At 68.0% G+C, this 23,674-nt stretch carries 24 protein-coding genes; 10 read left to right on the forward strand and 14 right to left on the reverse strand.

Translation table 11 applies throughout. From position 1 onward, the window contains the following. From hslO to L0D17_RS03345, 3 genes are read left to right on the forward strand one after another with little or no spacing between them, the layout of a single operon-like run. Positions 1–1,023: an Hsp33 family molecular chaperone HslO gene (gene hslO, locus L0D17_RS03335; protein ID WP_243093870.1), complete on the forward strand. Its 1,023-nt coding sequence runs from the start codon at positions 1–3 to the stop codon at positions 1,021–1,023. Between the two features lie 17 nt (positions 1,024–1,040). Next, entirely contained in the window at positions 1,041–1,454 is a 414-nt protein-coding gene (locus L0D17_RS03340; protein WP_039459994.1) for a universal stress protein, read from the forward strand. Positions 1,455–1,463: 9 nt separating this feature from the next. Beyond that, the gene (locus L0D17_RS03345) at positions 1,464–2,702 is read left to right on the forward strand and encodes an aminotransferase class I/II-fold pyridoxal phosphate-dependent enzyme (protein ID WP_243093871.1); all 1,239 of its coding nucleotides are present in this window, start codon (positions 1,464–1,466) and stop codon (positions 2,700–2,702) included. An 86-nt stretch (positions 2,703–2,788) separates the two neighbouring features. Here the strand turns inward: L0D17_RS03345 and L0D17_RS03350 are convergent, their stop codons facing one another. After that, positions 2,789–4,015 carry an aminopeptidase gene (locus tag L0D17_RS03350; protein ID WP_243093872.1) on the reverse strand — a complete coding sequence of 409 codons (1,227 nt, stop codon included), beginning with the start codon at positions 4,013–4,015 and terminating at the stop codon, positions 2,789–2,791. Positions 4,016–4,047: 32 nt separating this feature from the next. After that, positions 4,048–4,188: a hypothetical protein gene (locus L0D17_RS03355; RefSeq protein WP_200883401.1), complete on the reverse strand. Its 141-nt coding sequence runs from the start codon at positions 4,186–4,188 to the stop codon at positions 4,048–4,050. Positions 4,189–4,264: 76 nt separating this feature from the next. Between L0D17_RS03355 and L0D17_RS13495 the strand changes: the two genes are divergently transcribed. Together L0D17_RS13495 and L0D17_RS03360 are read left to right on the forward strand one after the other, a co-directional pair. Further along, on the forward strand, positions 4,265–4,390 hold the full coding sequence (locus L0D17_RS13495; RefSeq protein ID WP_279231521.1) for a hypothetical protein: 126 nt from the start codon (positions 4,265–4,267) through the stop codon (positions 4,388–4,390). After that, positions 4,387–5,523, forward strand: coding sequence for a hypothetical protein (locus L0D17_RS03360; RefSeq protein ID WP_243093873.1), 1,137 nt, complete (start codon positions 4,387–4,389; stop codon positions 5,521–5,523). The genes L0D17_RS13495 and L0D17_RS03360 overlap by 4 nt, the downstream gene beginning before the upstream one ends. Here L0D17_RS03360 and L0D17_RS03365 read toward each other — a convergent pair. Continuing rightward, positions 5,489–5,737 (reverse strand): hypothetical protein, encoded by a 249-nt coding sequence (locus L0D17_RS03365; RefSeq protein ID WP_039460004.1) that lies wholly within the window; start codon positions 5,735–5,737, stop codon positions 5,489–5,491. The two genes, L0D17_RS03360 and L0D17_RS03365, sit on opposite strands and share 35 nt — an antisense overlap. A 30-nt stretch (positions 5,738–5,767) precedes the next feature. Between L0D17_RS03365 and polX the strand changes: the two genes are divergently transcribed. Next, a complete protein-coding gene (polX, locus tag L0D17_RS03370) occupies positions 5,768–7,495 on the forward strand; it encodes a DNA polymerase/3'-5' exonuclease PolX (RefSeq protein WP_243093874.1) in 1,728 nt (575 codons plus the stop codon). Here polX and L0D17_RS03375 read toward each other — a convergent pair. The 5 genes from L0D17_RS03375 to L0D17_RS03395 all read right to left on the reverse strand — a co-directional run bounded on the left by L0D17_RS03375 (position 7,473) and on the right by L0D17_RS03395 (position 11,738). Next, a complete protein-coding gene (locus L0D17_RS03375; protein ID WP_243093875.1) occupies positions 7,473–8,132 on the reverse strand; it encodes a uracil-DNA glycosylase in 660 nt (219 codons plus the stop codon). The two genes, polX and L0D17_RS03375, sit on opposite strands and share 23 nt — an antisense overlap. Before the next feature lie 56 nt (positions 8,133–8,188). After that, a complete protein-coding gene (locus L0D17_RS03380; RefSeq protein WP_243093876.1) occupies positions 8,189–8,839 on the reverse strand; it encodes a hypothetical protein in 651 nt (216 codons plus the stop codon). A gap of 107 nt (positions 8,840–8,946) precedes the next feature. Continuing rightward, on the reverse strand, positions 8,947–9,465 hold the full coding sequence (locus L0D17_RS03385) for a helix-turn-helix transcriptional regulator (protein ID WP_243093877.1): 519 nt from the start codon (positions 9,463–9,465) through the stop codon (positions 8,947–8,949). Positions 9,466–9,495: 30 nt separating this feature from the next. Further along, positions 9,496–10,089, reverse strand: a complete 594-nt coding sequence (locus L0D17_RS13775; protein ID WP_243093878.1) for a PxKF domain-containing protein — start codon at positions 10,087–10,089, stop codon at positions 9,496–9,498. A gap of 83 nt (positions 10,090–10,172) precedes the next feature. Then, the gene (locus L0D17_RS03395; protein ID WP_243093896.1) at positions 10,173–11,738 is read right to left on the reverse strand and encodes an acyl-CoA carboxylase subunit beta; all 1,566 of its coding nucleotides are present in this window, start codon (positions 11,736–11,738) and stop codon (positions 10,173–10,175) included. A gap of 70 nt (positions 11,739–11,808) precedes the next feature. On the opposite strand from L0D17_RS03395, the gene L0D17_RS03400 reads away from it, so the two are divergent. After that, a complete protein-coding gene (locus tag L0D17_RS03400) occupies positions 11,809–12,231 on the forward strand; it encodes a hypothetical protein (protein ID WP_243093879.1) in 423 nt (140 codons plus the stop codon). A gap of 47 nt (positions 12,232–12,278) precedes the next feature. Here L0D17_RS03400 and L0D17_RS03405 read toward each other — a convergent pair whose 3' ends face one another. The 3 genes from L0D17_RS03405 to L0D17_RS03415 are packed head-to-tail and all read right to left on the reverse strand — an operon-like array spanning position 12,279 to position 15,133. After that, complete coding sequence (locus L0D17_RS03405) at positions 12,279–13,223, reverse strand: electron transfer flavoprotein subunit alpha/FixB family protein (RefSeq protein ID WP_243093880.1); 945 nt, start codon at positions 13,221–13,223, stop codon at positions 12,279–12,281. 9 nt (positions 13,224–13,232) lie between these two features. Further along, a complete protein-coding gene (locus L0D17_RS03410) occupies positions 13,233–13,976 on the reverse strand; it encodes an electron transfer flavoprotein subunit beta/FixA family protein (protein WP_243093881.1) in 744 nt (247 codons plus the stop codon). 11 nt (positions 13,977–13,987) lie between these two features. Next, a complete protein-coding gene (locus tag L0D17_RS03415) occupies positions 13,988–15,133 on the reverse strand; it encodes an acyl-CoA dehydrogenase family protein (RefSeq protein ID WP_039460016.1) in 1,146 nt (381 codons plus the stop codon). Between the two features lie 97 nt (positions 15,134–15,230). On the opposite strand from L0D17_RS03415, the gene L0D17_RS03420 reads away from it, so the two are divergent. Genes L0D17_RS03420 through L0D17_RS03430 form a run of 3 tightly spaced genes read left to right on the forward strand, consistent with a single transcriptional unit; the run spans position 15,231 to position 19,565 of the window. Next, positions 15,231–18,122, forward strand: coding sequence for an ATP-binding protein (locus L0D17_RS03420; RefSeq protein ID WP_039460017.1), 2,892 nt, complete (start codon positions 15,231–15,233; stop codon positions 18,120–18,122). Then, positions 18,094–18,456 carry a response regulator gene (locus tag L0D17_RS03425; protein WP_243093882.1) on the forward strand — a complete coding sequence of 121 codons (363 nt, stop codon included), beginning with the start codon at positions 18,094–18,096 and terminating at the stop codon, positions 18,454–18,456. The genes L0D17_RS03420 and L0D17_RS03425 overlap by 29 nt, the downstream gene beginning before the upstream one ends. Positions 18,457–18,488: 32 nt before the next feature. After that, complete coding sequence (locus tag L0D17_RS03430; RefSeq protein ID WP_243093883.1) at positions 18,489–19,565, forward strand: TRAP transporter substrate-binding protein; 1,077 nt, start codon at positions 18,489–18,491, stop codon at positions 19,563–19,565. On the opposite strand, the gene fdhF is transcribed toward L0D17_RS03430, so the two are convergent. From fdhF to L0D17_RS03445, 3 genes are read right to left on the reverse strand one after another with little or no spacing between them, the layout of a single operon-like run. Continuing rightward, complete coding sequence (gene fdhF, locus L0D17_RS03435) at positions 19,562–21,601, reverse strand: formate dehydrogenase subunit alpha (RefSeq protein WP_243093884.1); 2,040 nt, start codon at positions 21,599–21,601, stop codon at positions 19,562–19,564. The two genes, L0D17_RS03430 and fdhF, sit on opposite strands and share 4 nt — an antisense overlap. Then, complete coding sequence (locus L0D17_RS03440) at positions 21,601–22,203, reverse strand: 2Fe-2S iron-sulfur cluster-binding protein (protein ID WP_243093885.1); 603 nt, start codon at positions 22,201–22,203, stop codon at positions 21,601–21,603. The genes fdhF and L0D17_RS03440 overlap by 1 nt, the downstream gene beginning before the upstream one ends. Next, the gene (locus L0D17_RS03445) at positions 22,193–23,665 is read right to left on the reverse strand and encodes an NADH-ubiquinone oxidoreductase-F iron-sulfur binding region domain-containing protein (RefSeq protein ID WP_243093886.1); all 1,473 of its coding nucleotides are present in this window, start codon (positions 23,663–23,665) and stop codon (positions 22,193–22,195) included. The genes L0D17_RS03440 and L0D17_RS03445 overlap by 11 nt, the downstream gene beginning before the upstream one ends. Positions 23,666–23,674: the final 9 nt, after the last annotated feature.

Genomic DNA, 23,674 nt, shown 5'->3' on the forward strand with positions numbered 1-23,674 from the left:
ATGGGAAGGATCCTTCGGGGCCTAGCGGGGGAGGGAAACCTTAGGGTGGTGGCGGCGGAAACGGGGGATATCGTGGAGGAAGCCCGGCGCCGCCACGGCCTTTCCCCCACGGCCACCGCCGCCTTGGGCCGGGCCATGACCGGGGCTCTCCTTTTGGCCCAGCTCCTCCTCAAGACCCCCAAGGAGCGCATCACCTTGCGCATGGAGGGCACGGGGCCCTTGGGGGGCCTGGTGGTGGAGGCGGACGCCTTGGGGAACGTGCGGGGGTATGTGCAAAACCCCAGGGCGGAGGTGCCCTTGCGGGAAGACGGCAAGCTCAACGTGGGCGAGCTTATCGGGGCTGGGGTCTTGCGGGTGGACCGGAGCCTGCCCAGTGGGGAGGTTTACACCAGCACCGTGCCCCTGGTTTCCGGGGAGATCGCCGAGGACCTGGCCCACTACCTCTGGCAGTCCGAGCAGGTGCCTTCCGCCATCCTCCTGGGCGTTCGGGTCAAGGGGGAAGGGGAGGTGGAGGTGGCTGGAGGGGTGGCGGTGCAGGTGATGCCCGGGGCCTCCGAGGAGGTGCTGAGCCGCCTCGAGGCCAACCTTAAGGGCATTCCCGGCATCACCCCCCTGCTCAGGGAAAAGGGCTTGGAGGGGGCTTTGGAGGACCTCTTGGCCGGCCTCGGCTTCGCCCGCACCGACCTCAGGGCCTTGGGCTACGGGGCGAACGAGATCCCCGCCCGCTTCCGCTGCCGCTGCAACCGGGAAAAGGCCTTGGAGGCTTTGGTCTTCTTCACCCCCGAGGAGCGGGAGGAGATGATCGTCCAAGACGGGGGCGCGGAGGTGGTTTGCCACTGGTGCGGCGAGGTCTACCGCTTCTCCCCCGAGGAGATCCGCGCCCTGGTGGCGGAGGTGCGCTGCCCCGACTGCGGGGCGCTATGGCTTTACCCCAAGGCGGACGGGACGGTCTTTCGCATAGAGGGGGACACCTGCCGCTGCGGGCGCAAGGTGGAGCTCCCAGCGGGGCGGGCCCAGGCCTAGTGGGGTAAGCTTAAGGCATGTTCAGGACCATTCTCCTGGCCTACGACGGCTCGGAGCACGCCAAGCGGGCGGCAAGGGTGGCCAAAGCCGAGGCGGAGGCCCACGGGGCAAGGCTTGTCGTGGTCCACGCCTACGAGCCCGTGCCCGACTACCTGGGGGAGCCCTTCTTTGAGGAGGCGCTCAAGCGCCGCCTGGAGCGGGCGGAAAAGGTCTTGGCCGAGGCGGTGGCCCTCACTGGGGTGTCGCGAGCGGATGCCTTGCTTCTGGAAGGGGAGCCCGCCTCCGCCATCCTCCAGGCGGCCTTGGGGGAAAAGGCGGACCTCATCGTCATGGGTACCCGGGGGCTTGGGGCCCTGGGAAGCCTCTTCTTGGGGAGCCAAAGCCAGAAGGTGGTGGCCGAGGCCCCTTGTCCCGTGCTCTTGGTGCGCTAGGAGGAGTCCGTGGAGTACGAGACCCTGGCGGTGCTTGCCGGCTTACCAGAGGACCCCTTTGGGGCGGTGGGCCTTCCCATCTACGCCGTGGCGGCCTATGGCTTCAAGACGCTGGAAGAGGGGCAGGAGCGCTTCGCCACGGGGGAAGGGTACGTCTACGCCCGGCAGAAGGACCCCACCACCCGGGCCCTGGAGGAGCGGCTAAAGGCCCTGGAAGAGGCCCTGGACGCCGTGGCCCTGGCCACGGGCCAGGCGGCCACCTTCGCTGCTCTGCTCGCCCTTTTGCGCCCCGGGGACGAGGTGGTGGCGGCCAAGGGGCTTTTCGGCCAGACGATTGGGCTTTTTAACCAGGTCTTGGCCCCATGGGGTGTGCGGGTGCGCTATGTGGATCCCGCCCCGGAGGCGGTGCGGGAGGCTCTTACGGAAAGGACCCGCTTGGTCTTCGTGGAGATCGTGGCCAACCCCGCCCTTTTGGTGCCGGACCTCGAGGCCCTGGCCACCTTGGCGGAGGAGAGGGGCGTGGCCCTGGTGGTGGACAACACCTTTGGCGCTGCCGGGGCGCTCGCTAAGCCCCTCCGGTGGGGGGCGCACGCCGTGGTGCAAAGCCTCACCAAGTGGGCCTCGGGCCATGGCTCGGTTTTGGGCGGGGCGGCGCTTTCCCGGGAAACGGAGCTATGGGGGCGCTTTCCCCAGTTCCTGGAGCCCGACCTCAAGGGGCAGGTCCCCTGGGAGGCCCTGGGGCCCCGGTGCTTCCCAGAAAGGGTGCGCACCCTGGGGCTCTCCCTGGCGGGCATGGCCCTTTCCCCCTTTAACGCCTACCTCCTCTTCCAAGGCCTGGAGACCGTGGCCCTCAGGGTGAGGCGCATGAGCGAGACCGCCCTCAGGCTTGCGGAAGCCTTGCGGGGCCACCCCAAGGTGAAGGCCCTCCGCTACCCTTGGCTTCCCGACGACCCCGCCTACCCCCACGCCAGGAAGTACTTGGCCGCCGGGGGCGGGATCTTCACCTTGGACCTGGGAAGCCTCGAGGCGGCAAGCCGCTTCCTTAGGACCATCCGCCTCCTCAAGGCGCCCAATGTGGGGGACGCCCGCACCCTTCTCGTCCACCCCTGGACCACCACCCATAGCCGCCTGAAGGAGGAGGCCCGCCTCGAGGCCGGGGTTACCCCAGGCCTCGTCCGGGTTTCCGTGGGCCTGGAGGACGCCGGGGACCTGGAGGCACTTTTCCGCGAGGCCTTGGCCGCGGTCTGAGGGGAGAGGGAAAGCACAAGCGGATTTTATCGTGAAAAAAAAGAACATACCCCGCCGCTGTGGCGGGGTGGGAAAGCCCTTCGGACCTACACCACCCAGACCCCCCGCCGCATGAGGGGTGTGCGGGTGCCGTCCTCGAGGAGGCCATCCACGTCCACCTCCTCCGAGCCGATCATCCAGTCAATGTGGATCAGGCTCTCGTTCCCGCCCCGCCTCCGGAACTCCTCCCCGGAAGGGCGGCCCTCCAGGTTTTCCTGGTAGGCCTGGCCGAAGGCGATGTGGCTTGCGGCGTTCTCGTCAAAGAGGGTATCAAAGAAGACCAGGCCCGTCTTGGCGATGGGGTTGTCGGCGGAGACCAGGGCCACCTCCCCAAGGCGCCTCGCCCCCTCGTCCGTGGCGAGGACCTTCCTTAGGACCTCTTCTCCCTTTTCTGCCCCCACCTCCACGGCCACGCCCCCCTCAAACCGGGCCCAGATGCCCTCCACCAAGGTGCCCCCGAGGGCTAGGGGCCTCGAGGCCCGCACCACCCCTTCCACCCGCCCCCGGTGGGGGGCGGTGAAGACCTCCTCCGTGGGCAGGTTGGGGTTGCAAAGCCGCCCCTTCTTCGTGGGCGTGGCCCCACCTTGCCACAGGTGCCCCTCGGCGAGGCCCACCACCAGGTCTGTGCCGGGGCCCCGGAAGTGGAGGGCGTGGAAGCGGCGGGCGTTCAGGTAGGCCACCTTCTCGTGCAGGAAGCGGTTGTGGGCCTCCCAGGCGGCGATGGGGTCTTCTTGGTCCACCCGGGTGGCCTGGAAGATGGCCTGCCAAAGCCGCCCTACCGCCTCCTTCTCGGGAAGCCCCGGGAAGACCGCCTGGGCCCAGCCCGGGTGGGCGAAGGGGACGATGGTCCAGTTGGTGACGAACTCGGTGATGGCCTCCAAGGCGGGCTTGTAGGCCCGGGCGTTGGCCTGCTGCGCCTTACCAATCCGCTCGGGGGGAAGGCCTTCTAGGGCCTTGGGGTCGTTGCCGGAGACGGCAAGCCTGGCCGCCCCTTCCCGGAAGGCCTTGGCCATCCCCTCGTAGAGCCAGGCGGGAGCCTTATCCAAGCCCTCTTCCGGGGTCAAGGAGAGGCGCTTGCGGGAGAGGGCGTTGTCCCCATAGATCACGGTGAAGAGGCTTGCCCCTTCCCGGTAGGCCTTTTCCGCCAGGAGGCGGACGAAGTCCAAAGCCTCAATGGGGGCGGTGGCGATGACCTCTTGGCCCCTTTCCAGGTTTAGGCCCACGCGGATGGCCAGCTCGGCGAGCTTCTCTAGCTGTTCCTTAAAAGCGTCCACGCCCCCAAGTCTTTTCCCCCTGGGGCTTCCCGTCAAGCCCGGGGGCAGGCGCGGGGCCGGCTGAGGAGGAGGGCTAGGCCCGCCAGGAGGAGGAGGAAGGGGCGGTGGTCGGGCAGGACCAGGGCCAGAAGGAGAAGGACCAGGGTTACAAGGTAGCGCACCCAAGCGGCCATGTTTCCATCTTACCTTCGCGGCCCTGGGACATTCCTCACCCCTTTTGGGGGCTAAGGTGGAGGCGAGGTGAAGCCTATGCGTCCCATTACCGTGGACGGGAACGAGGCGGTGGCCCGGGTCGCCTACCGCCTCTCCGAGGTCATCGCCATCTACCTCATCACCCGCACCTGGTGCCCCGCCTCGAGGTCCGGGAGGCCATGAACCGGCACTGGAACTTCTTCCTGTCCCTACCGGAAACCCCACGTGCCGGCCTCAAGCTCCACGCGGTCAAGGACGTGCAGCTCCTGGAGCCCCTGTTTGAGTTCCCCGGGGCCTGCGCCGGGTGCGGGGAAACCCCCTACCTTAGACTCCTTTCCCAGCTCTTTGGCGACCGCCTCATCGTGGCCAACGCCACGGGGTGCAGCTCCATCTACGGGGGCAACCTCCCCACCACCCCCTGGAGCAAGAACAAGGAAGGCCGGGGCCCCGCCTGGGCCAACTCCCTCTTTGAGGACAACGCTGAGTTCGGCCTGGGCATGCGCCTGGCCCTGGACAAAAAGGCGGAGCACGCCAAAAAGCTCCTGCCGGAGTTCCGTGAGGTGCTCGGGGAAGACCTCTTGGCGCGGCTTCTTGCCGAGGTGGGGCTGGAGGGCGTGACGGAGCGGCGAAGGGATGTGGCCCTCTTGCGGGAGCGGCTTAGCGGGCTGGATGACCCTAAGGCCCGGGACCTCCTGGCGGTGGCGGACGCCCTCATCCCCCACTCGGTCTGGATTGTGGGCGGGGATGGCTGGGCCTATGACATCGGCTACGGGGGCCTGGACCACGTCCTGGCCTCGGGGGCGAACGTGAAGGTTTTAGTCTTGGACACGGAGGTCTACTCCAACACCGGGGGGCAGGCCTCCAAGGCCACGGGCCTGGGGGCGGTGGCCAAGGCGCTCGTCCTCTTTAACCGCTTCTACCAACCGGATTTTGACCTGGAAACCCTGTCCGTTGTCCCCACCCTCTCCCTGTCCCGGCCCTACGAGGCGCTTCTGCGCATCCACTGGATCGCCCTCCTCTATGGCCGGGTGGGGCTGGAGCTGGCCTTAACCGGGGGTGTCCACACGGGCAAGGAGGCGGTGAAGGGCCTCCTGGCCGGTGCCCAGGTGGTGATGATGACCTCGGCCATCCTGGAGCGGGGCCCGGGCCACTTCCGCACGGTGTTGGCCGAGCTAAAGGCCTTCATGGAGGAGAAGGAATACGCCAGCGTGGCGGAGATGCGGGGGGTGATGAGCTACCAGAAGGTGGCGGAGCCCGCCGCCTTGGAGCGGGCCAACTACCTCAAGGTTCTGGGTTCGTACCGGCTTCTTCCCTGAGGGCGTAAAGCCCGCCTCCCAGGGCCACCACCGGGCTTCGCTCCCACCGGGCCAAGGCGGAAAGCCTTACCTTGGCGATCTTCTCCGGCTCCCGCACCGCCTGCCAAAAGCCTTCCTCCTTCAGGCGCCGGCCCACCTCGGTGTAGTGCAGGGGCCGCCCCGCCTCCTTAAGGAGGGCCACCACCCGTTTGCGGAACCGGTCCGGCCTGGGCATGGGGCCTCAGTATACCCGTATAGTGAGGGCATGCGAAACCAGGAGCTTGCCCGCCTCTTTGAGGAGATCGGGCTTATGAGCGAGTTCTTGGGGGATAACCCCTTCCGGGTCCGGGCCTACCACCAGGCGGCCCGCACCCTCTATGACCTGGACACCCCCATTGAGGAGGTCGCCAAAAGGGGCAAGGAAGCCCTCCTGGAGCTTCCCGGTATCGGGCCTGATCTCGCGGAGAAGATTTTGGAGTTTTTGAATACGGGGAAAATCGCCAAGCACGGGGAACTGGCGAGAAAGGTGCCGCGGGGCGTCCTCCAGGTCATGGAGGTGCCCGGGGTGGGCCCCAAGACCGCCCGGCAGCTTTACGATGCGCTCGGGATAGACTCCCTGGAAAAGCTCAAAGAAGCCCTGGAGCGGGGCGACCTCCTAAAGCTCAAGGGCTTTGGCCCCAAGAAGGCGGAGCGCATCCGGGAGGGCTTGGCCTTGGCCCAGGCCGCGGGGAAGCGGCGGCCCTTGGGGGCGGTGCTTTCCCTGGCCAGAAACCTCCTCGAGGCCCTCCGCGCCCTACCGGGGGTGCAGGGAGCCGAGCTTTGCGGCTCGGCCCGGCGTTACAAGGACACCGTGGGCGATTTGGACTACCTGGCGGCGAGCCTCGAGCCCGCCCGGGTGGTGGAGGGCTTCGTGGCCCTGCCGCAGGTGAAGGAGGTCTACGCCAAGGGCAGGGAACGGGCCACGGTCTTCCTGAAAAACGGCCTCCAGGTGGACCTCAGGGTGGTCCCCTTGGAAAGCTACGGGGCGGGCCTCCAGTACCTCACGGGGAGCAAGGCCCACTCCATCCGCCTTCGCGCCCTCGCCCAGGAGAAGGGCCTGAAGCTTTCCGAGTACGGGGTCTTCCGAGGGGAGAAAAGGATCGCCGGGGAGACGGAGGAGGAGGTCTACGCCGCCTTGGGCCTCCCCTGGATCCCGCCCCCCCTCCGGGAGGACCAGGGGGAGGTGGAGGCCGCCCTGGAGGGCAGGCTTCCCAAGCTCCTGGAGCTTCCCCAGGTCAAGGGGGACCTCCAGGTCCACTCCACCTACTCCGACGGCCAGAACACCTTGGAGGAGCTCTGGGAAGCGGCCAAGACCATGGGCTACCGCTACCTCGCCGTGACCGACCACTCCCCGGCGGTGCGGGTGGCGGGGGGGCCTTCCCCCGAGGAGGCCTTGAAGCGCGTGGAGGAGATCCGCCGCTTCAACGAGACCCATGGCCCCCCCTACCTCCTCGCCGGGGCCGAGGTGGACATCCACCCCGACGGCACCCTGGACTACCCGGACTGGGTCTTAAGGGAGCTGGACCTGGTTTTGGTCTCCGTCCACTCCCGCTTCAACCTCCCCAAGGCCGACCAGACCAGGCGCCTCCTCAAGGCCCTGGAGAACCCCTTCGTCCACGTCCTCGCCCACCCCACGGCGAGGCTTTTGGGCCGCCGCGCCCCCATTGAGGCCGACTGGGAGGCGGTCTTCCGGAAGGCCAAGGAAAAGGGCGTGGCGGTGGAGATTGACGGCTACTACGACCGCATGGACCTCCCCGACGACCTCGCCCGGATGGCCTACGGCATGGGGCTTTGGGTAAGCCTCTCCACCGACGCCCACCAGACCGACCACCTCCGCTTCATGGAGCTCGCTGTGGGCACGGCGCAAAGGGCCTGGATCGGCCCCGAGCGGGTGCTCAACACTTTGGACTACGAGGACCTCCTCTCCTGGCTCAAAGCCCGGCGAGGCGCTTAGCCTCTTTGAGGACCTCCAGGAACATCTCCCGGGTGAGCCTTCCCGTCTGGGTGTTCTGCCGGGAGACGTGGTAGCTTGCGAGGAGGTGCCTTCCCCCGGGGAGAGGGTAGTGGGCCCCGTGGCGGAAGGGGTAGGCGCTCTTCCTCAGGCCGAAGTGGGCGAGGAGGACCTCGAGGGCCACCCTCCCCAGGGCCAGGTAGACCCGCACCTCGGGGAGGAGGCCGAGCTCCAGCGCCGTCCAGCGGGCGCAGGCGCGGAGCTCCTCGGGGGTGGGCTTGTTCTCAGGCGGGGCGCAGCGCACCGCCGCGGTGAGGTAGACCCCGTGGAGCCTGAGGTCGTCCCCGGGAAGGCTTTCCGGCTTGCTGGCGAGGCCCGCCTCATGGAGCAAGGGGTAGAGGAAGGCCCCGGAGGCGTCCCCGGTGAAGGGGCGGCCCGTGCGGTTGGACCCGTGGGCCCCGGGGGCGAGGCCGAAGAGGAGGATCTTGGCCTCGGGATCGCCGAAGCCCGGAACCGGTTTGGCCCAGTAGGGCTCGCCCCGGAAGGCCCGCTTCCTCCCCACCACCTCCTCCCGCCAGGCCACGAGCCTGGGGCAGAGGCGGCAGGCGGCAAGCTCCGTGCGGAAGGTCTCGAGGTCCACGCCTAAAAGGGTAGCAAACCCCCCGCCCCAAGGGCGGGGGGTTAGGCCCGGTGGCCTCAGTAGGGGGAGTCAAAGGGGCAGGCCTCGGGGCCGGGCTGGACGAAGGTCCGGTTGTTGTTGGCCTGGTCAAAGGCGTCTTTGAGGGCCTCCTGGTAGCTCCGCCAGGGATCGCCGCTGTAGGCGGTGGGGTGGAGGCCAAGCTCGGCGTTGGCCTCTTCCAGGAGGGCGCTCACCGTGGCGAAGCCCGCGGGGTTCGCGCTTTGCGTCCCCGGGGCGTAGATGAGGGCGCTCCCGCTCACGAAGCCCGCCCGCACGTTCAGGTACATGGCCGCCATCTGGGCGGAGAGCATGTAGGCCATGTTGGTGGCGTTCGCCCCGAGGAGCCAGGAGCGGAACCCGCTGTAGCCCATGGGGTCAAAGGGGTTCCCGGAGGCGTCCACCAGGTTGAGGGCCCTGAGCTCGGCCAGGATCGCGTCCATCCCTAGGCCGTTCATGGTGTTCTGGCCGTTCTTGTTGCTCCAGAAGCCCAGGGTCCTCCCCCCGCCCGGGCCCAGGCAGACGTTGCCGAAGTCCGGGCCGTGGACATCGGAGGAGCCCACGGTCACCTCGCCAGAGGTGGGGGTGGTGGGGAGCCACCTGCCTGCGGGCCACCACCCGGGAGGCGGGGGCACCTCGCTTAAGGTGTAGGCCCCGGAGTCCTTGGGCACCAGGTTTCCCCTTAAGGGTGGGCCCCGGGCCCGCGTGGGCTCAAGCGACTTTGGACTTAGGCCTTATGAAAAGAAAGGCCTAGGTCCAAGGGCGTAAGCCCCAAACCCTAGGAAAGGAAGCGCACGTGGGTGAGCTCCGAGCGGCGCTTTATTCCGAGCTTTTGGAAGACGAGGGTGAGGTGGGCCTTGACGGTTTTCTCGGAGATGCCGAGCTCCTTGGCGATCTCCTTGTTGCTGAGGCCCAAGGCGGCCAAGGCGGCCACCTCTTTCTCCCGGAGGGTGAGATGAGGAGGAGGTTCCTCCAGGGCCTCGGCCACCTTGCGGCGCTCGGCCCAGACCTCCCCCTGGGCCACGGCCTTCAGCGCCTTCACCAGTACATCGAGGCCTTGGTCCGGGTAGAGGTAGCCCCGGTACCCCCGCTTGAGGGTCTGGGGGGCTTGGTCGTTTTCCCGAAGGAGGGCCAGGGAGGGGAGGGGTGGGGGAGGGGGCACCTCCCGTTCCACCAGGACCAGGGCCACCTGGGCACCCAAGGGGTGGGGGGCGGCCTCGAGGCCCTCCGCCTTTAAGGCCTCGGCCACGGCCTCCTTCAAGGCGAGCGAGGGAAACTGGAGCCAGACCCGGATCATGGCCTGGCCCCAGTTTAACCTAAAGGAGCCCTAACGGGTCAGGTTGAAGTGGGTCTTGGCCAGGAGGATCCCGGCGTAGCTGACCTCCGCGCGGTAGCAACCCAGGTTCCAGGCGCTTTGGGTTTTGAGGTTGAAGATGTACTGGCCGCTTTTGGGGTCGTAGCGCCAAGTGGTGGAGCCGCTGGGGTAGTCGTTGCCGCTAATGTCGGAAGCGGGTTCGGCATCGCAGGCGCCCAAGGGGTAGAGGACCAACCGAAGGCCTTCCGCCAGGTCCGTGGCCGGGGTCCCGTCGGCGTAGCGGGGTGGGTAGAGCTTGTGAGGCACGGTGGAGCCCCGCTTGTGGGCGCTGTAGGGCGGGGCCATGCGCAAGGGGGACAGGAAGCCCGCGGGGTGGACATCCAGGGTCACGTGGACCGTGAAGCTCGCTTGGCTCACGTTGGGAGGAGGGGGCGCCGAGCTTACGGGGGCGCGGTAGGTGGCGCTTTCCGTGGCGGTACAGACCACGGTCTGGGTGGTCCCGATGGGGATGTACGTTCCCTCCGCCGGCGCGCAGGTGAGGCTCACGGGCTCGGAGACCCCACCGGGGTCGCTAGCGCTGAGTTCCGCCAGATAGGTCTGCTTCACCTCCTTGCCTAGAGGCTATCCAGGCCCATCCAAAAGGGAAACAGACCAAAGTCCTAAGACTTTGGTCCTACGGGGGAAGGTGCCTACAGGGGGATGTTGTCGTGCTTCTTCCTGGGCCTCTCCTCCTGCTTCTCCCAGAGCATCCTTAGGTGCCCGTAGAGGACGCGCCGGGTGTGGGTGGGGTCAATGACGTCGTCAATGTAGCCCCGCCCCGCCGCCACCCAGGGGTTGTCAAAGGCCCGGCGGTACTCCTCAATCTTCCTCCTCCGGGTCTCCTCGGGGTTAGGGGAGGACTGGATCTCCCTGCGGTAGATGATGTTCGCCGCCCCCTCCGCCCCCATCACCGCCACCGCCGCCGTGGGCCAGGCCAGGACCACGTCCGCCCCCATGTCCTTGGAGTTCATGGCGAGGTAGGCCCCCCCGTAGGCCTTGCGGGCGATGAGGGTGATCTTGGGCACCGTGGCCTCGGCGTAGGCGAAGAGCATCTTGGCCCCGTGGCGGATGATCCCCCCGTGCTCCTGGGCCACACCGGGCAGGAAGCCCGTCACGTCCACCAGGGTGAGGAGGGGGATGTTGAAGGCGTCCATGGTGCGGATGAAGCGGGCCGCCTTGTCCGAGGCGTTGATGTCCAACGCCCCGGCCATGAAGCGGGGGTTGTTGGCGATGACCCCCACGGGGTACCCCCCAAGCCGCCCCAGGCCCACGATGATGTTCCGGGCGAAGCGGGGCTGGATCTCCAGGAACTCCCCGTCGTCCAGGAGGGTGCGGATCACCTGGTGCATGTTGTAGGGGCGGCGGGCGTCGGGGTGGACGATCTCCAGAAGCTCCGGGGTGGGGCGGAAGGGGTCGTCCGTGGGGGTGAGGACGGGGGGCTTTTCCCGGCTGTTTTGGGGCAGGTAGGAGAGGAGCTTCTTGATGAGGTCCAGGACCTCTTTGTCGTCCTTCCCCTCCAGGTGGGCCACCCCGCTTTTCTCCATGTGGACGTCGGCCCCCCCGAGCTCCTCAAAGGTCACCTCCTCCTTGGTGACGCTCTTGATCACCTCGGGGCCGGTGATGAACATGTAGCTCGTGCCCCGGCTCATGAGGACGAAGTCGGTCATGGCGGGGCTGTAGACGGCGCCCCCGGCGCAAGGTCCCAGGATGGCGGAGATCTGGGGGACGACCCCGGAGTAGATGGCGTTCCGGTAGAAGACCTCCCCGTAGCCCGAGAGGCTGTCCACCCCCTCTTGGATCCGGGCCCCGGCGGAGTCGTTCAGGCCGACGATGGGGGCCCCCACCTTGGCCGCGAGGTCCATGAGGCTTGCGATCTTGCGGCCGTGCATCTTGCCCAGGGAGCCGCCCAGCACGGTGAAGTCCTGGCTGAAGACGAAGACCAGGCGGCCCCCAATGGTGCCGTAGCCCGTCACCACCCCGTCCGCGGGGGCTTCTGTCCCCTCCATGAGCCCGGTTTCCAGGTGCTCGGCGAAGGGCATGAGCTCCACGAAACTCCCCGGGTCCAGGAGGTAGTCTAGGCGCTCCCTCGCGGTGAGCTTGCCCTGCTGGTGCTGTTTTTCTATGCGCTCCCTTCCCCCGCCCAGAAGCACCTTTTTGCGCCGCTCTTCAAGCTCCGCCAAGAGCTCGTCCAGGATGAGCCGGGCGTTGTCCGCCATACTGGCCGTCATGATACAATAGGAAACCGGGCAGGCTTCCAGGAAAGGCCGCCTGGGAAGGAGGTGAAGCGTGCGAAAGTGGTTTTGGTATCTCCTAGCGCTCCTCCTCGCGGGGCTTTTGGCCTGGGGAGGGTATGCGGTGTACGCCGCCTATCAGGGGCTGAAGGCTAAGGTGGCGGCCCTGGAGGCCCGGGTGAGCGCCCAGGAAGAGGCCGTGAAGGGGCTTGCCGAGCGGGTGGGGAAGCTGGAGGAGGAGGTCTTCAAGGCTCCCGCCCCGCCCCTATCCCTGCCGGAGGTGCCGGCGGGAGGTGGTGCTCCCGTGTGGCCGTACGCCGTGGGCGTGGTGGCGGCGGCTTTGCTCTTGTACCTCCTCCTGCGGCTCTTGCGGGGGTACGAGGCGGCCAAGGCCTCCGCGCCCACCCCAAACCCCGAGGACCTCGAGGCTTCCCGCATGACCGAGGAGGGGGGACCTCCCCCGCCCTCGAGCCGCTAGGGATAAAAAGCCCCGCCGGGGACCGCCCCGGCGGGTTGGCTTTTGCCTTAGTCCTTTAGCCTCTTCACCGCCTCAATGAGGGCGGGCACCACTTGGTGCACGTCCCCCACGATGCCGTAATCGGCGTGCTTGAAGATGGGGGCCTCGGGGTCCTTGTTCACCGCCACGATGTACTTGCTCTTGTTCATCCCCGCCAGGTGCTGCACCGCCCCCGAGACGCCCAGGGCGATGTAGAGGGAAGGCTGCACCGTCTTGCCCGTCTGGCCCACCTGCTCGCTGTAGGGCCGCCAGCCCGCGTCCACCACCGCCCGGGTGGCCCCCACGGCCCCGCCCAAGAGGGCGGCGAGCTCCTCCACCAGGCGGAAGGCCTCGGCGCTCCCCATGCCCCGGCCCCCCGTGACCACGATGTCCGCCTCGGTGAGGGAAACCCCCTTCTTCTCCTCCTGGAGGCGTTCCAGCACCTCCACGGTGGGCACGGAGGGCACTTCCAGGGTTTTCACCTCTCCCCGGGTCGGGAGGGGTTCCGCCAGGGGAGTGGTGTTGGGCTTTGCCGTGAGGACCACGGGCAAGGCGGCCCGCACCTTCTGCGTCACCCGGTTCAGGTAGGCGTAGCGGGTGGCCACCACCGCCCTGCCCTCCACCGTGCTCTCCAGGGTGTCCTCTAGAAGCCCCGCTTTAAGGGCGTAGGCCACCCGGCCCAAGTAGGTGCGGCTTTGCCGGGAGGAGGGGGCCACCACCGCCTGGGCCCCCACCTGCCGCGCCGCCGCCAAGACCCCGGCCGCCCACTTCTCCGCGGTGTAGGGGCCTAGGGTGGCGGTGTAAAGGGTTTCCACGTAGGCTAGGGCTTCCTCCGCCGGGGCCTTTTCCTCCGCCAGAAGAACCCCCACCACCTTGCTCCCCAGGGCCTCCGCCAGGGCCCGGGCCCGGGTGAGGGCCTCGAGGCTTCCCTTCCGCAGCTTGTTCCCATCGTGGTCCAAAACCACCAGCACCATAGCCACCTCCTAGAGGACCTTGGCCTCTTCGTGGAGGAGCCGCACCAGCTCCTCCGCCGCCGCCACGGGGTCCTTGCCGTCCAGGATCTTTTGCAGGCGGGTCTTCTCCTGGATGGTTTCCTCGAGGATCTCCACCTTAGGCGCGCCCTGGAAGGCCACCTTCTTGACCTCCTTCTTCTTGGCCTTCATGATCCCGGGCAGGGTGGGGTAGCGGGGCTCGTTCAGGCCCTGCTGCGTGGTGAAGACGGCGGGAAGCCGCACCCTAACCCATTCCGCCCCCTCGTCCAGGTCGTGCTTGGCCTTGGCGGTCTCGCCCTCCAGCTCCAAGGCGGTGGTCCAGGACACCACGGGCACCCCCAAAGCCTCCGCCAAGGCGGCGCCCAGGGCTTGGCTGTCCCAGTCCGCCTGCTGCCCCCCGGTGACGACCAGGGTGGGGGCTTCCTCCTGGATGACCCCAGCCAAAGCTTCGGCCACCGCCACGGGGTCGGCGAAGCCTTCATAGACCACGTGGATGCCCCGGTCCGCCCCCATGGCCAAGGCGGTGCGGATGGCCTCCTCCGTGCGCTCGGGGCCAAACCCCACCACGATGGCCTCGCCCCCGTGCTTTTCCTTGAGGCGCAGGGTCTCCTCCACGGCGTACTCGTCCATCTGGTCCAGGATCAGGGTGGCCCCGGAAAGGTCCACCCGGCTCCCTTGGATCTTGAGCCTGCTCTCCCCGTCGGGGACTTGCCGGATCACCGCAACGAACTTCATCCTGCCTCCTTTCACTCCGCCAGGACGTGCCTGGCGATGATGAGCCGCTGGATCTCGTTGGTGCCCTCGTAGATCTGGTTGAGCTTCACATCCCTAAGGAGCTTTTCCACCGGGAACTCCCGCACGTAGCCGTAACCCCCGTGGATTTGGATGGCCTGGTTGGCCGCTTCAAAGGCGATTTCCGAGGCGTAGGCCTTGGCGATGGCGCTGGCGTGGGCGTGGGGTAGGCCCTGGTCGGCGAGCCAGGCGGCGTAGTAGGTGTACATGCGGGCCGTTTCAATGCCGATCATCATGTCCGCCAGCTTGAACTGGATGGCCTGGAAGTTGGCGATGGGCTGGCCGAAGGCTTCCCGCTCCTTGGCGTACTTTTTGGCCTCGTCCAAGGCCCTGCGGGCCACCCCCACGCTTCCCGCCGCCACGGGGATGCGGGTCTTGTTCAGGGTGTTCATGGCGATCTTGAACCCTTCCCCTTCCTCCCCCAGGCGGTTTTCCACGGGCACCTTCACGTCCTCAAAGATGAGCTCGTAGGTGCCGCTCGCCCTTTGCCCCATCTTGCCGTGAATCTTCACCGCCTGGAAGCCTGGGGTGCCCTTTTCCACCACCAAGGCCACCACGCCCTTGTGGCGGAGCTCGGGGTTCACCGTGGCGAAGACCACCACCCACTCCGCCTCGCCCCCGTTGGAGATCCACATCTTGGTGCCGTTCAGGACGTAGTGGTCCCCTTGGCGCACGGCCCGGGTCCTGAGGGCGGCGGCGTCGGAGCCGTTTCCGGGCTCGCTCAGGGCGAAGGCGGCCAGGGCGGGCTTTTGCGTGAGGGGCGTGAGGAAGCGCCGCTTTTGCTCCTCGGTGCCCGCCAGGAGCACGGGGGTGATGCCCAGGTCGCTGGCCATGGGGATGGTGTAGATGCCCATGCAGGCGTAGGCCAGCTCCTCCCCCACGATGACCTCGTCCAGCATCTTGAGGCCCATGCCCCCGTACGCCTCGGGGATGATGGCGTTGAGGAGGCCCACCTCGTGAAGTCTTTCAATCACGGGCCAGGGGACCTCCTCCTTCTCGTCGTACTCCGCCGCCACCGGCAGGATCACCTCCTTGGCGAAGCGGCGGGCGAGGGCCTGGAGTTGCTTTTGCTCTTCCGTTAGGCTAAAGTCCACGGGCATACCCGACCTCCCCTGGGCAAGGGGCCCACTCTTTGACCAAGTCTAAGATTTTGCCCTTCCCCTTGCAACCCAGGCCCCATGCTACCATTGGAGGCAGATGAGATTGGTTGGTCAGCTTGGGGTTTTGGCCCGCTTCCAGCGGGCCCTTCTAAAGGATTTGGAACCCGTGCAGATTCTTCGCAACCTCCTGGAGGTGGCCACGGAAGAGGGGGTGGAGCGGGCCGCCCTTTTCCTCTACCACCCCTCCACTCGGGAACTGGTGGGCGAGGTGGCCTCGGGGAGGGGGCGGCACTACACGGTTTCCGCCATCGCCCTACCCCTTTACAGCAAGGGGCCGGTGCAGGAGGCTTTTTTCGCGGAAGGGCCGCTTAAGAGGGGGGAGGAGTGGCTTTTGCCCGTGGTGGGGGAGGAGGCCCTATTTTGCTGGAGCGACCCCGAGGCCCGCTGCCAGGAAAGGCCCCGGGCCACCCGGGAAAGCCGGGCCTTGGTCTGCCCCAGCTGCCCCCGCTTTGGGGCCAAGGGGGTGCTGAGCCTCGAGGGGGTGCCCCAGGCCCTCCAGCCCACCTTGCCCCTCCTCGCCCAGCTCACCGCCTTGGCCCTGAAAAACGGGGAGCTTTTGGCAAGCCGGAACGCCGCCTTGGAAAAGCTCTCCCGCCACGTGGAGGCCCTCTCCCACGTGAGCGCCCTGGCCCGGGAGGTGGCCCGCTCCCTGGAGCCGGGGGCCGTGTTGGAAACCTTGGCCCGGGCGCTATCCCAGCGCTTTGGCTTTTTCCGGGTTACCGTGGCCTTGGTCAAGGAAGGCCGCCTGGAGGGGCACCTCACCGTGCGGGGTCAGGAGGTGTTCTGGACGGAGGGCAGGAGCCGGATCCACCTGGCCGTGGACGCCTCCCCGGACCCCATGGCCCGAGCGGTGCGGGAGCGGAGGACCTTGGTTCTCCCTAAAGACCAGATTCCCGCGGCCGTGGGCCAAGGCGTGGGGGCCAGCGTGGCCTACGTGCCCATCCTGGCCGAGGACGAGCCTTTGGGGGTGGTGGCGGTGGACCACGGCCCGGGAGGGGGCCCGGTGAGCCCGGAGGAGGTGGGCTACGTGGAGCTTTTGGCTGGGGTGGCCGGGGTGGCCCTGAAAAACGCCAAGCTTTACCGGGAAAAGACGCAGCTTTCCTTGGCCCTGGCGGCGGAGCGAAGGCGGTTGTCCCAGGTACTAGAAGACCTCCCCGATGGGGTGGTGGTCCTCTTTGGCGAAAGGGGCTTCGCCAACCCCCGGGCGCAGGAGGCGTTGGGCCTGGGACCGGAGGTGGCGTTGGAGGACCTCCCCGCCGCCTTGGGCCCGGCTTTAGAGGGGGGCAGGCTGGAGCTTTCCTTAGGCGGGCGGAGCTATAGCGTCCGGGGCCGGGCGGTGGGGGAGATGCGCATCCTGGTGCTCCACGACATCAGCGAGCGGGTGCGCATGGAGCGGGCCTTGCGGGAACAGGTGGCCTTTACCCAGGCCCTGGTGGACCTGGCCCAAGCCGCCCTAAGGGAGCAGAACCTGAAGGGCCTGGCCGAGGCCATCGTGCGCCGCCTCCAGTCCCTTTTCGCCGCGGAAGAGGGCGTGCTCGTGGCGGAAGGGGAAGGGGTTCTCTTCGCCACCTGCCCCCTGCCTCCCTCCCTGCCCCAGCCCAACCTCTTGGAGCGGGCCTTGGCCGAGGAAAGCCCCTTGGGGGTGGAGGAGCTTCGTCCTAGCGAGTGTGCCATCGCCGCTACCCTGGGCCTTCACAGCGCCTTGGTGGTGCCCTTTCGCGCCGGGGTTTTCCGGGGCGGGCTCCTCCTCGGCTACCGGCGAAGGCGCCGCTTCGGGGAGCGCCTCCTCGCCCGCCTCGCCCAGGTGGGGACCCTTTTGGCCTTGGTGTTGGAAAAGGCCCGCTTCCTGGAGCTCCTGGAGGCGGAGGAGGAGCGGCTTAAGGCGCTCTTGGAGCACTCCCAGGACGTGGTTTACGTCCTGGACGGGGAGGGCGGGGTCCGCTTCGTAAGCGCCAGCGTGCGGGGGGTGTTGGGCTATGATCCCGAGGGGTATAAGCGGACCCCCCTCAACGCCTTGGACTTCGTCCACCCCGAGGACCGCTCCTTGGCGGAGGGGCTTTTCCGGGAGCTTTTGGCCCACCCCGGGGAGGTGCGCACGGGGGAGTTCCGCGTCCTTCACGCCGACGGAACGCCCATTCCCATGGAGGCCTGGGGGCGGAACCTCCTCCACGAGCCCCGGGTGGGGGGGGTGGTGGTGAACCTACGGGACTTGAGGCCCCGCCTCGAGGCCGAACGCCTGAAGGGCGAGTTCATCGCCGCCGTTTCCCACGAGCTCCGCACCCCCTTGGCCGTGATCATGGGCTTGGCGGAGCTCCTCAAGGAGGAGGGGCTTTCCCCCGGGGCGGAGGAGTCCGTGGATCTTATCCTGGAAAGCGCCTTCCGCCTCAAGACCATGGTGGACAACCTTTTGGATACGAGCCGCCTCGAGGCGGGCCGCTTTGAGGTGAACCGCCGCCCGGTGGACCTGAGACCCAAGCTCCTGGAGATCGCCCGGAGCTTCCAAGGGGTGGCCCGGCTTGCTGGGGTGGAGTTCCAGGTGGAAATCCCCGAGCTTCCCGTGGTGGAGGCGGACCCCGAGCGGGTGGTGCAGGTGGTGGGCAACCTCCTCTCCAACGCCTTCAAGTTCACCCCCCCAGGCGGCCGGGTGCGCCTTTCCGCCAAGGGGGAGGGGGAGGCCTTAGTCCTAGAGGTGGCGGACACCGGGCCCGGCATCCCGAAGGAGGAGCTTCCCCGGCTCTTCCAGCGCTACGCCCGGGCCAAAAACGCCAGCGCCCGCGGGGTGGCGGGCACCGGGCTTGGCCTTTACATCTCCCGCCACATCGTGGAGGCCCACGGGGGCCGGATAGAGGTGGAGACGGAGGAGGGCAAGGGAAGCCTCTTCCGGGTTATCCTACCCCTATATGGCCCGCATCCTGCTGGTGGAGGATGAACCCTTGGTGGCCCACACCGTGCGCCGCATCTTGGAGCGGGCCGGGCATGTGGTGAACTGGGCTCCCTCGGGGAAGCTGGCCTTGGAGCGCCTGGGGGAAGGGGCTTACGGCCTGGTGCTCTGCGACCTGGTGATGCCGGGGGTCTCCGGCCTCGAGGTCATCCGGGAGGTCAAGCGCCGCGGGGGGCCTCCCGTCCTCGCCTTGTCCGCCAGCGTTTCCGCCAGGAGCCAGGAGGAGGCCTTGGCGGCGGGGGCCAGGGCCTTCTTGGGCAAGCCCTTTGACGCCCAAACCCTCCTCGCCCAGGTGGCTAAGCTTTTGGAGGAAGGGACGTAGTCTGCTATCCTAAGGGCACCTGAGGAGGCGGTATGGAAAGGCGGAGCTTTCTGAAGAAGATGGGCGTGGGCCTGGCGGCGAGCCTCACCTATTCCGCACACGCCCAGGCCCAGCCCCAGGTGCGCTGGCGGCTTGTGTCCAGCTACCCCAGGAGCTTGGACACCCTCTTTGGCGGGGCGGAGGACCTGGCCAAGCGGGTTTCGGACCTCACGGGGGGCCGGTTCCAGATCCGGGTGTACCAAGCCGGGGAGATCGTCCCCGGGGGGCAGGTGCTGGACGCCGTGCAGCAGGGCACGGTGGAGGCGGGGCACACCTACGGCCCCTTCTATGTGGGCAAAAACCCGGCCCTGGCCTTTGACGGGGGGGTGCCCTTTGGCCTCACCTACCGCCAGCACAACGCCTGGATGCTCTTCGGCGGGGGGTTGGAGCTCCTGCGGGAGGTCTACGCCGATTTCGGCGTCCTCCAGTTCCCCGGCGGGAACACGGGGGCGCAGATGGGGGGCTGGTTCCGCAAGGAGATCAGGTCCCTCGCCGACCTAAAGGGTCTCCGCATGCGCATCCCCGGCCTCGGCGGGCTCGTGATGGGCCGGCTTGGGGTGGTGCCCCAGACCCTGGCCGCCGGGGACATCTACCCCGCCTTGGAGCGGGGCACCATTGACGCCACCGAGTTCTCTGGGCCCTACGACGACGAGAAGCTCGGCTTTTACAAGGTGGCCCGCTACTACTATTACCCCTCCTTCTGGGAGCCTTCGGCGCAGCTTTCCTTCCTGGTTTCGCAACGGGAGTGGGCCAGGCTCCCTCAGGAGTTCCAGGAGGCCTTCCAGGTGGCGGCGCAGGAGGTGAACCTCACCATGATGGCCAAGTACGACGCGCAAAACCCCAAGGCGCTAAAGCGCCTCCTCGCCGCCGGGGTGCGCCTGAGGCGCTGGCCCACGGAGGTGATGAAGAAGGCCTTGGAGGAGGCCCGGGCCCTCTACGAGGAGCAGGCGGCCAAGGACGCCACGTACAGGAAAGTCTACACCGCCTACTGGGCCTTCCGGGAAGAGCAGTACCGCTGGTTTGGCGTGGCCGAGCTCGCCTACGAGACCTTCGCCTTCCCCGCCACCTAGTCCACCTTCTCTAGCCGCACGGCGCTCACCTTGTACTCCGGGATGCGGCTGATGGGGTCTAGGGCGTCCAGGGTGAGGCGGTTGGCGGGGGCCTCGGCGAAGTGGAAGGGGGCGTAGACCACCCCTTCGGGGGTGCGCTCCGTCACCCAGGCCCGGGCGCGGATGCGGCCCCGGCGGCTCACCACGTAGATGGGCTCGCCGTCTTGGAGGCCAAGCCGTTCGGCGTCCTTGGGGTTCACCTCCACCTTGAGCTCCGGGTAGGCTTCCTGCAGGCGGCTGTTGCGGCTTAGGGTTCCGCCGTGCCAGTGGAAGAGGACCCGGCCGGTGGAGAGGGTGAAGGGGTAGTCCTCCGAAGGGGGTTCCGCCGGAGGGGTGTAGTCCACGGGGTGGAAGCGGGCCCGGCCCGTGGGGGTGTTGAAGCGTTCCCGGAAGAGCACCGCCTCCCCGGGGTGGTCCTCCCGGGGGCAGGGCCACCGCACCCCCGCCGCCTCGAGGCGGGCGTAGGCGATCCCCCCCATGAGCTCGGGGATGGCCCGGCGCACCTCCTCCCAGATGGCCTCGGGGCCAGGGTAGGTGGGCCAGGGGCGCCCCAGGGCCTGAGCCAGGCGCTGGCCGAGGGCCTGGGTGATCCACCAGTCGGGCCGGGCCTCGCCGGGGGGCTCCAGGAGCTTCCGCACCCGCTGCACCCTGCGGTCGGTGTTGGTGAAGGTGCCGTCCTTTTCCAGGAAGCTGGCGGCGGGGAAGACCACGTGGGCGAAGGGGGTGGTTTCGTTTTCCAGGATATCTTGGACGATGAGGAAGGGAAGGGCGGCGAGCTTGGCCTTCAGGTGGTCCTGATAGGGTTCGCTGGTGACGGGGTCTTCCCCGATGAGGTAAATGGCCTCCACCTCCGGAATGGCTTCAAAGACCTCCGTCATGCGTAGGCCCGGCCTGGGGTTGAGGGGCACGCCCCACAGGGCTTCAAAGCGGGCCCTGGCTCCCTCCTCCGCCACCTTGAGGTAGCCGGGGTAGACGTCGGGCAAGGCCCCCATGTCCCCGGCCCCTTGCACGTTGTTCTGGCCCCGCAAGGGGTTGAGGCCCGCCCCTTCCTTGCCCACCTTGCCCGTGAGGAGGGCGAGGTTCACCAGGGCCTGGGCCGTGGCCGTGCCCTTGGTGTGCTGGGTGACCCCCATGGCCCAGTAGGCCCCGGCCCGCTCGGTGGTGGCGTAGAGCCGAGCGGCCAGGGCGATTTTCTCCCGCTCCACCCCGGTGACGGCCTCCGCCCTTTCCAGGGTGTATTCCTCCAAGGAGGCTCGCCATGCCTCAAAACCCTCCGTCCGGGCCTCCACGTAGGCCCGGTCCCAAAGGCCCGCCTCCAGGATGTACCGGGCCATGGCGTTCAGGAGGAAAAGGTCGGTGCCGGGGCGCACCCTAAGCCACAAGGTGGCGGCCTCGGCCATACCCGTGTACCGGGGGTCCACCACGATCATCCTCGCCCCCTGGCGCACTCGCTTCTTGATCATGGCGGCGATGACGGGGTGGGTTTCCGTGGTGTTGGAGCCCACCACCAGGAAGAGGTCGGTTTTCCAGATGTCCTCTATGGGGTTGGTCATGCTGGCCCCGCCCAGGGAGCGGGAAAGGGCGGCGGTGGAGGAGGAGTGGCAAAGCCGGGAGCAGTGGTCCACGTTGTTGGTGCCCAGGAGGACCCGGGCTAGCTTCTGGGCCAGGTACACCTCCTCGTTGGTGGTCTTGGCCGAGGGGAAGACGGCGATGGCCTCGGGGCCCTTTCGCCTTAGCACATCCAGAAGCCTTTCCGCCGCGAAGTCCAAAGCCTCCTCCCAGGTGGCCCTGCGGAAGGGGGCGTTCAGGCTTTCCCGCACCAGGGGGTGAAGGAGGCGCTTGCCGGAAAAGGGGAAGTCCAGGCCGAAGCGCCCCTTGACGCAAAGGGCCCCGTGGTTGGGAGGGATGTCCGGGGCCAGGACCCGGACCACCCGGCCTTCTTTTAGCTCGGGCTCCACCTGGCAACCCACGCCGCAGTAGGGGCACGTGGTGCGCATCACGCCACCTCCAGAGCAAGGGGCCGAAGGGCCCCCGTGGGGCAGACCTGCACGCAGTTGCCGCAGAAGACGCAAGGGGTTTCCGGCAAGGGGCGGCCCAGGGGGGTGGTGGGGTGGGCCAGTAGGCCCCGGCCCTCGAGGGTGAGGGCGTACACCCCCATGACGCCATCCCCGCAGGCGTCCACGCACCGGCGGCAGTTCACGCACTTGGCGTAGTCCCGCAGGAAGAAGGGGTTGTCCTCTACGGCTTCCCGCTCCTTCCGCCCCTCCACCTCGGGCCAGCGGGCGGGCTCGGCCCCATAGCGCTCCAGGAGGGCGAGGAGTTCAGGCGCCTGGGAGAGGTCGGTGGTGAGGGCGAGCCACTCCAAAAGGGTCTTCCTCAGGCGCCGGAGGGCTTCGGTTTCCGTCTTCACCTCCATCCCCTCCTGGGCCAAGGTGGCGCAGGCGGGTTGTAGGCGCCCATTCACCTCCACCAGGCAAATCCGGCAGAGGCCCCGGGTTTCCGTGTGGGGGTGGTGGCAGAGGGTGGGCACCCGGGCCACCTGGAGCAAAAGGGTCCCTTCCTGGACTTCCATGTCCTTCCCGTCTACCCTAAGCCGCACCTTCCACCTCCAGGAGGCTCTGGTAGGCCCAGTAGGCGGACTGGCCCAAGCCGCAGAGGCTTCCCCTTAGGGTTTCCGCCAAATCCCGCACCAGAGCCCGGTTCCGCTCCCGCCGCTTCACCAGCTCCACCTGCACCGCCGTTCCCAAGGGGCAGGGGAAGCACTTCCCGCAGGACTCCTCCTTCAGGAAGTGGACGAGGCCCAGGAGCACCTCCCACAGGTCCACCCCGCCCCCGAAGGCCACCAAGGCCCCCGCTCCCAGGGGAAGCCTTTCCTTGAAGCGCAAGGGAAAGGCGAAATCCCGGGTGAAGACCCCCGCCGCTCCCCCCAGGAGCACCGCCTGGAGTTCCTCAGGCTCCCCCCCGGCCCGGCGCAAGGCCTCGCCCAGCGGGGTGCCCAGGGGGAGTTCGTAAAGGCCCGGGCGGGCCACGTCCCCGCTGATGGAAAAGAGCTTGGGCTCCCGCGCGCGCCAGGCCCCGGGCCCTTCTTGCAGGAGGAGGGGCAGGTTGGCCAGGGTTTCCACGTTCTGCACCAGGGTGGGCCTTCCCCAAAGGCCCTGCTCCACGGGGAAGGGGGGCTTGAGCCTGGGCTCGGCCCGCTTGCCCTCCATGGACTCCAAAAGGGCGGTTTCCTCGCCGCAGATGTAAAGCCCGCCGCTTCGGAAGACCTCCGTGGGCACGGGGAGGAGGCCGGCTTCCTCCAGTTCGCGGATGGCGCTTAGAAGGCCCGTTTGCGCCGCTTCAAACTCCTCCCGCACGTAGAGGTAGACCTTTTGCGCCCCCACGGCCAAGGCGGCGAGGAGGGCCCCTTCCACGACCAAGAAGGGGTGGTGTTCCAGGAGGAAGCGGTCTTTGAAGTTGCCGGGCTCGGACTCGTCGGCGTTCACCACCAGGTACTTGGGCGAGGCCCCTTTAGCCACGGCCCGCATCTTCACGTGGGCGGGGAAGGCGGCCCCGCCCCGGCCCAGGAGCCCGGCCTCCTCCACCGCCCGGATGACCCCATCCGGGCTCCCTTGCCCTTGCCGTAAGGCGGAAAGGGCCTTGAGCCCGCCCAAGGCGCGGTACTGGGCCAGGCTCAGGATGGGCTCCGGGGGGATGAGACGGCTTCCGTGGCCTATGGCGAAGGGTAGGCGGAAGTCCCTAAAGGGCACCAGGCCTCCCGCCCATTCCACGAAGCGGCCCTCGGGGGTGAAGCGCACGTGGATGGGGGAGAAGGCCTCGAGGCCCAAAGGGGGGTAGGTCCCGTCCGCCGCTTCCCGCAGCCGGGCGAAGCCCCGGGACCGGGCCACGGGATCGTCCACCAGGAGGCGGCCTTGGGGTAGGCCGCGGTAGCGGGGGTAGTAGCGCACCACCCCCCAAGCCTGGGCCAGGGGCACCCCGGCGAGGCGCGCCGCCTCGGCCACCTTGTCCTCGGTGAGGGGCATCCGGGCGTCCAGGAGGGGGAGGAGGCTCGGGTTTTCCATGGCTTAAGC

Origin of the sequence: Thermus thalpophilus (genome assembly GCF_022760915.1) — a bacterium.
GTDB classification, from domain to species: Bacteria; Deinococcota; Deinococci; order Deinococcales; family Thermaceae; genus Thermus; species Thermus thalpophilus.

Coding starts and splice junctions, on each gene's coding strand:
- fdhF (WP_243093884.1), bottom strand. CDS start 21,601: ATGCGCACCACGTGCCCCTACTGCGGCGTGGGTTGCCAGGTGGAGCCC.
- L0D17_RS03420 (WP_039460017.1), top strand. CDS start 15,231: ATGAGATTGGTTGGTCAGCTTGGGGTTTTGGCCCGCTTCCAGCGGGCC.
- L0D17_RS03405 (WP_243093880.1), bottom strand. CDS start 13,223: ATGGTGCTGGTGGTTTTGGACCACGATGGGAACAAGCTGCGGAAGGGA.
- L0D17_RS03365 (WP_039460004.1), bottom strand. CDS start 5,737: ATGCCCAGGCCGGACCGGTTCCGCAAACGGGTGGTGGCCCTCCTTAAG.
- L0D17_RS03425 (WP_243093882.1), top strand. CDS start 18,094: ATGGCCCGCATCCTGCTGGTGGAGGATGAACCCTTGGTGGCCCACACC.
- L0D17_RS03340 (WP_039459994.1), top strand. CDS start 1,041: ATGTTCAGGACCATTCTCCTGGCCTACGACGGCTCGGAGCACGCCAAG.
- L0D17_RS03360 (WP_243093873.1), top strand. CDS start 4,387: ATGAACCGGCACTGGAACTTCTTCCTGTCCCTACCGGAAACCCCACGT.
- L0D17_RS03355 (WP_200883401.1), bottom strand. CDS start 4,188: ATGGCCGCTTGGGTGCGCTACCTTGTAACCCTGGTCCTTCTCCTTCTG.
- hslO (WP_243093870.1), top strand. CDS start 1: ATGGGAAGGATCCTTCGGGGCCTAGCGGGGGAGGGAAACCTTAGGGTG.
- L0D17_RS03445 (WP_243093886.1), bottom strand. CDS start 23,665: ATGGAAAACCCGAGCCTCCTCCCCCTCCTGGACGCCCGGATGCCCCTC.
- L0D17_RS03395 (WP_243093896.1), bottom strand. CDS start 11,738: ATGGCGGACAACGCCCGGCTCATCCTGGACGAGCTCTTGGCGGAGCTT.
- polX (WP_243093874.1), top strand. CDS start 5,768: ATGCGAAACCAGGAGCTTGCCCGCCTCTTTGAGGAGATCGGGCTTATG.
- L0D17_RS03415 (WP_039460016.1), bottom strand. CDS start 15,133: ATGCCCGTGGACTTTAGCCTAACGGAAGAGCAAAAGCAACTCCAGGCC.
- L0D17_RS13495 (WP_279231521.1), top strand. CDS start 4,265: ATGCGTCCCATTACCGTGGACGGGAACGAGGCGGTGGCCCGGGTCGCC.
- L0D17_RS03410 (WP_243093881.1), bottom strand. CDS start 13,976: ATGAAGTTCGTTGCGGTGATCCGGCAAGTCCCCGACGGGGAGAGCAGG.
- L0D17_RS03430 (WP_243093883.1), top strand. CDS start 18,489: ATGGAAAGGCGGAGCTTTCTGAAGAAGATGGGCGTGGGCCTGGCGGCG.
- L0D17_RS03385 (WP_243093877.1), bottom strand. CDS start 9,465: ATGATCCGGGTCTGGCTCCAGTTTCCCTCGCTCGCCTTGAAGGAGGCC.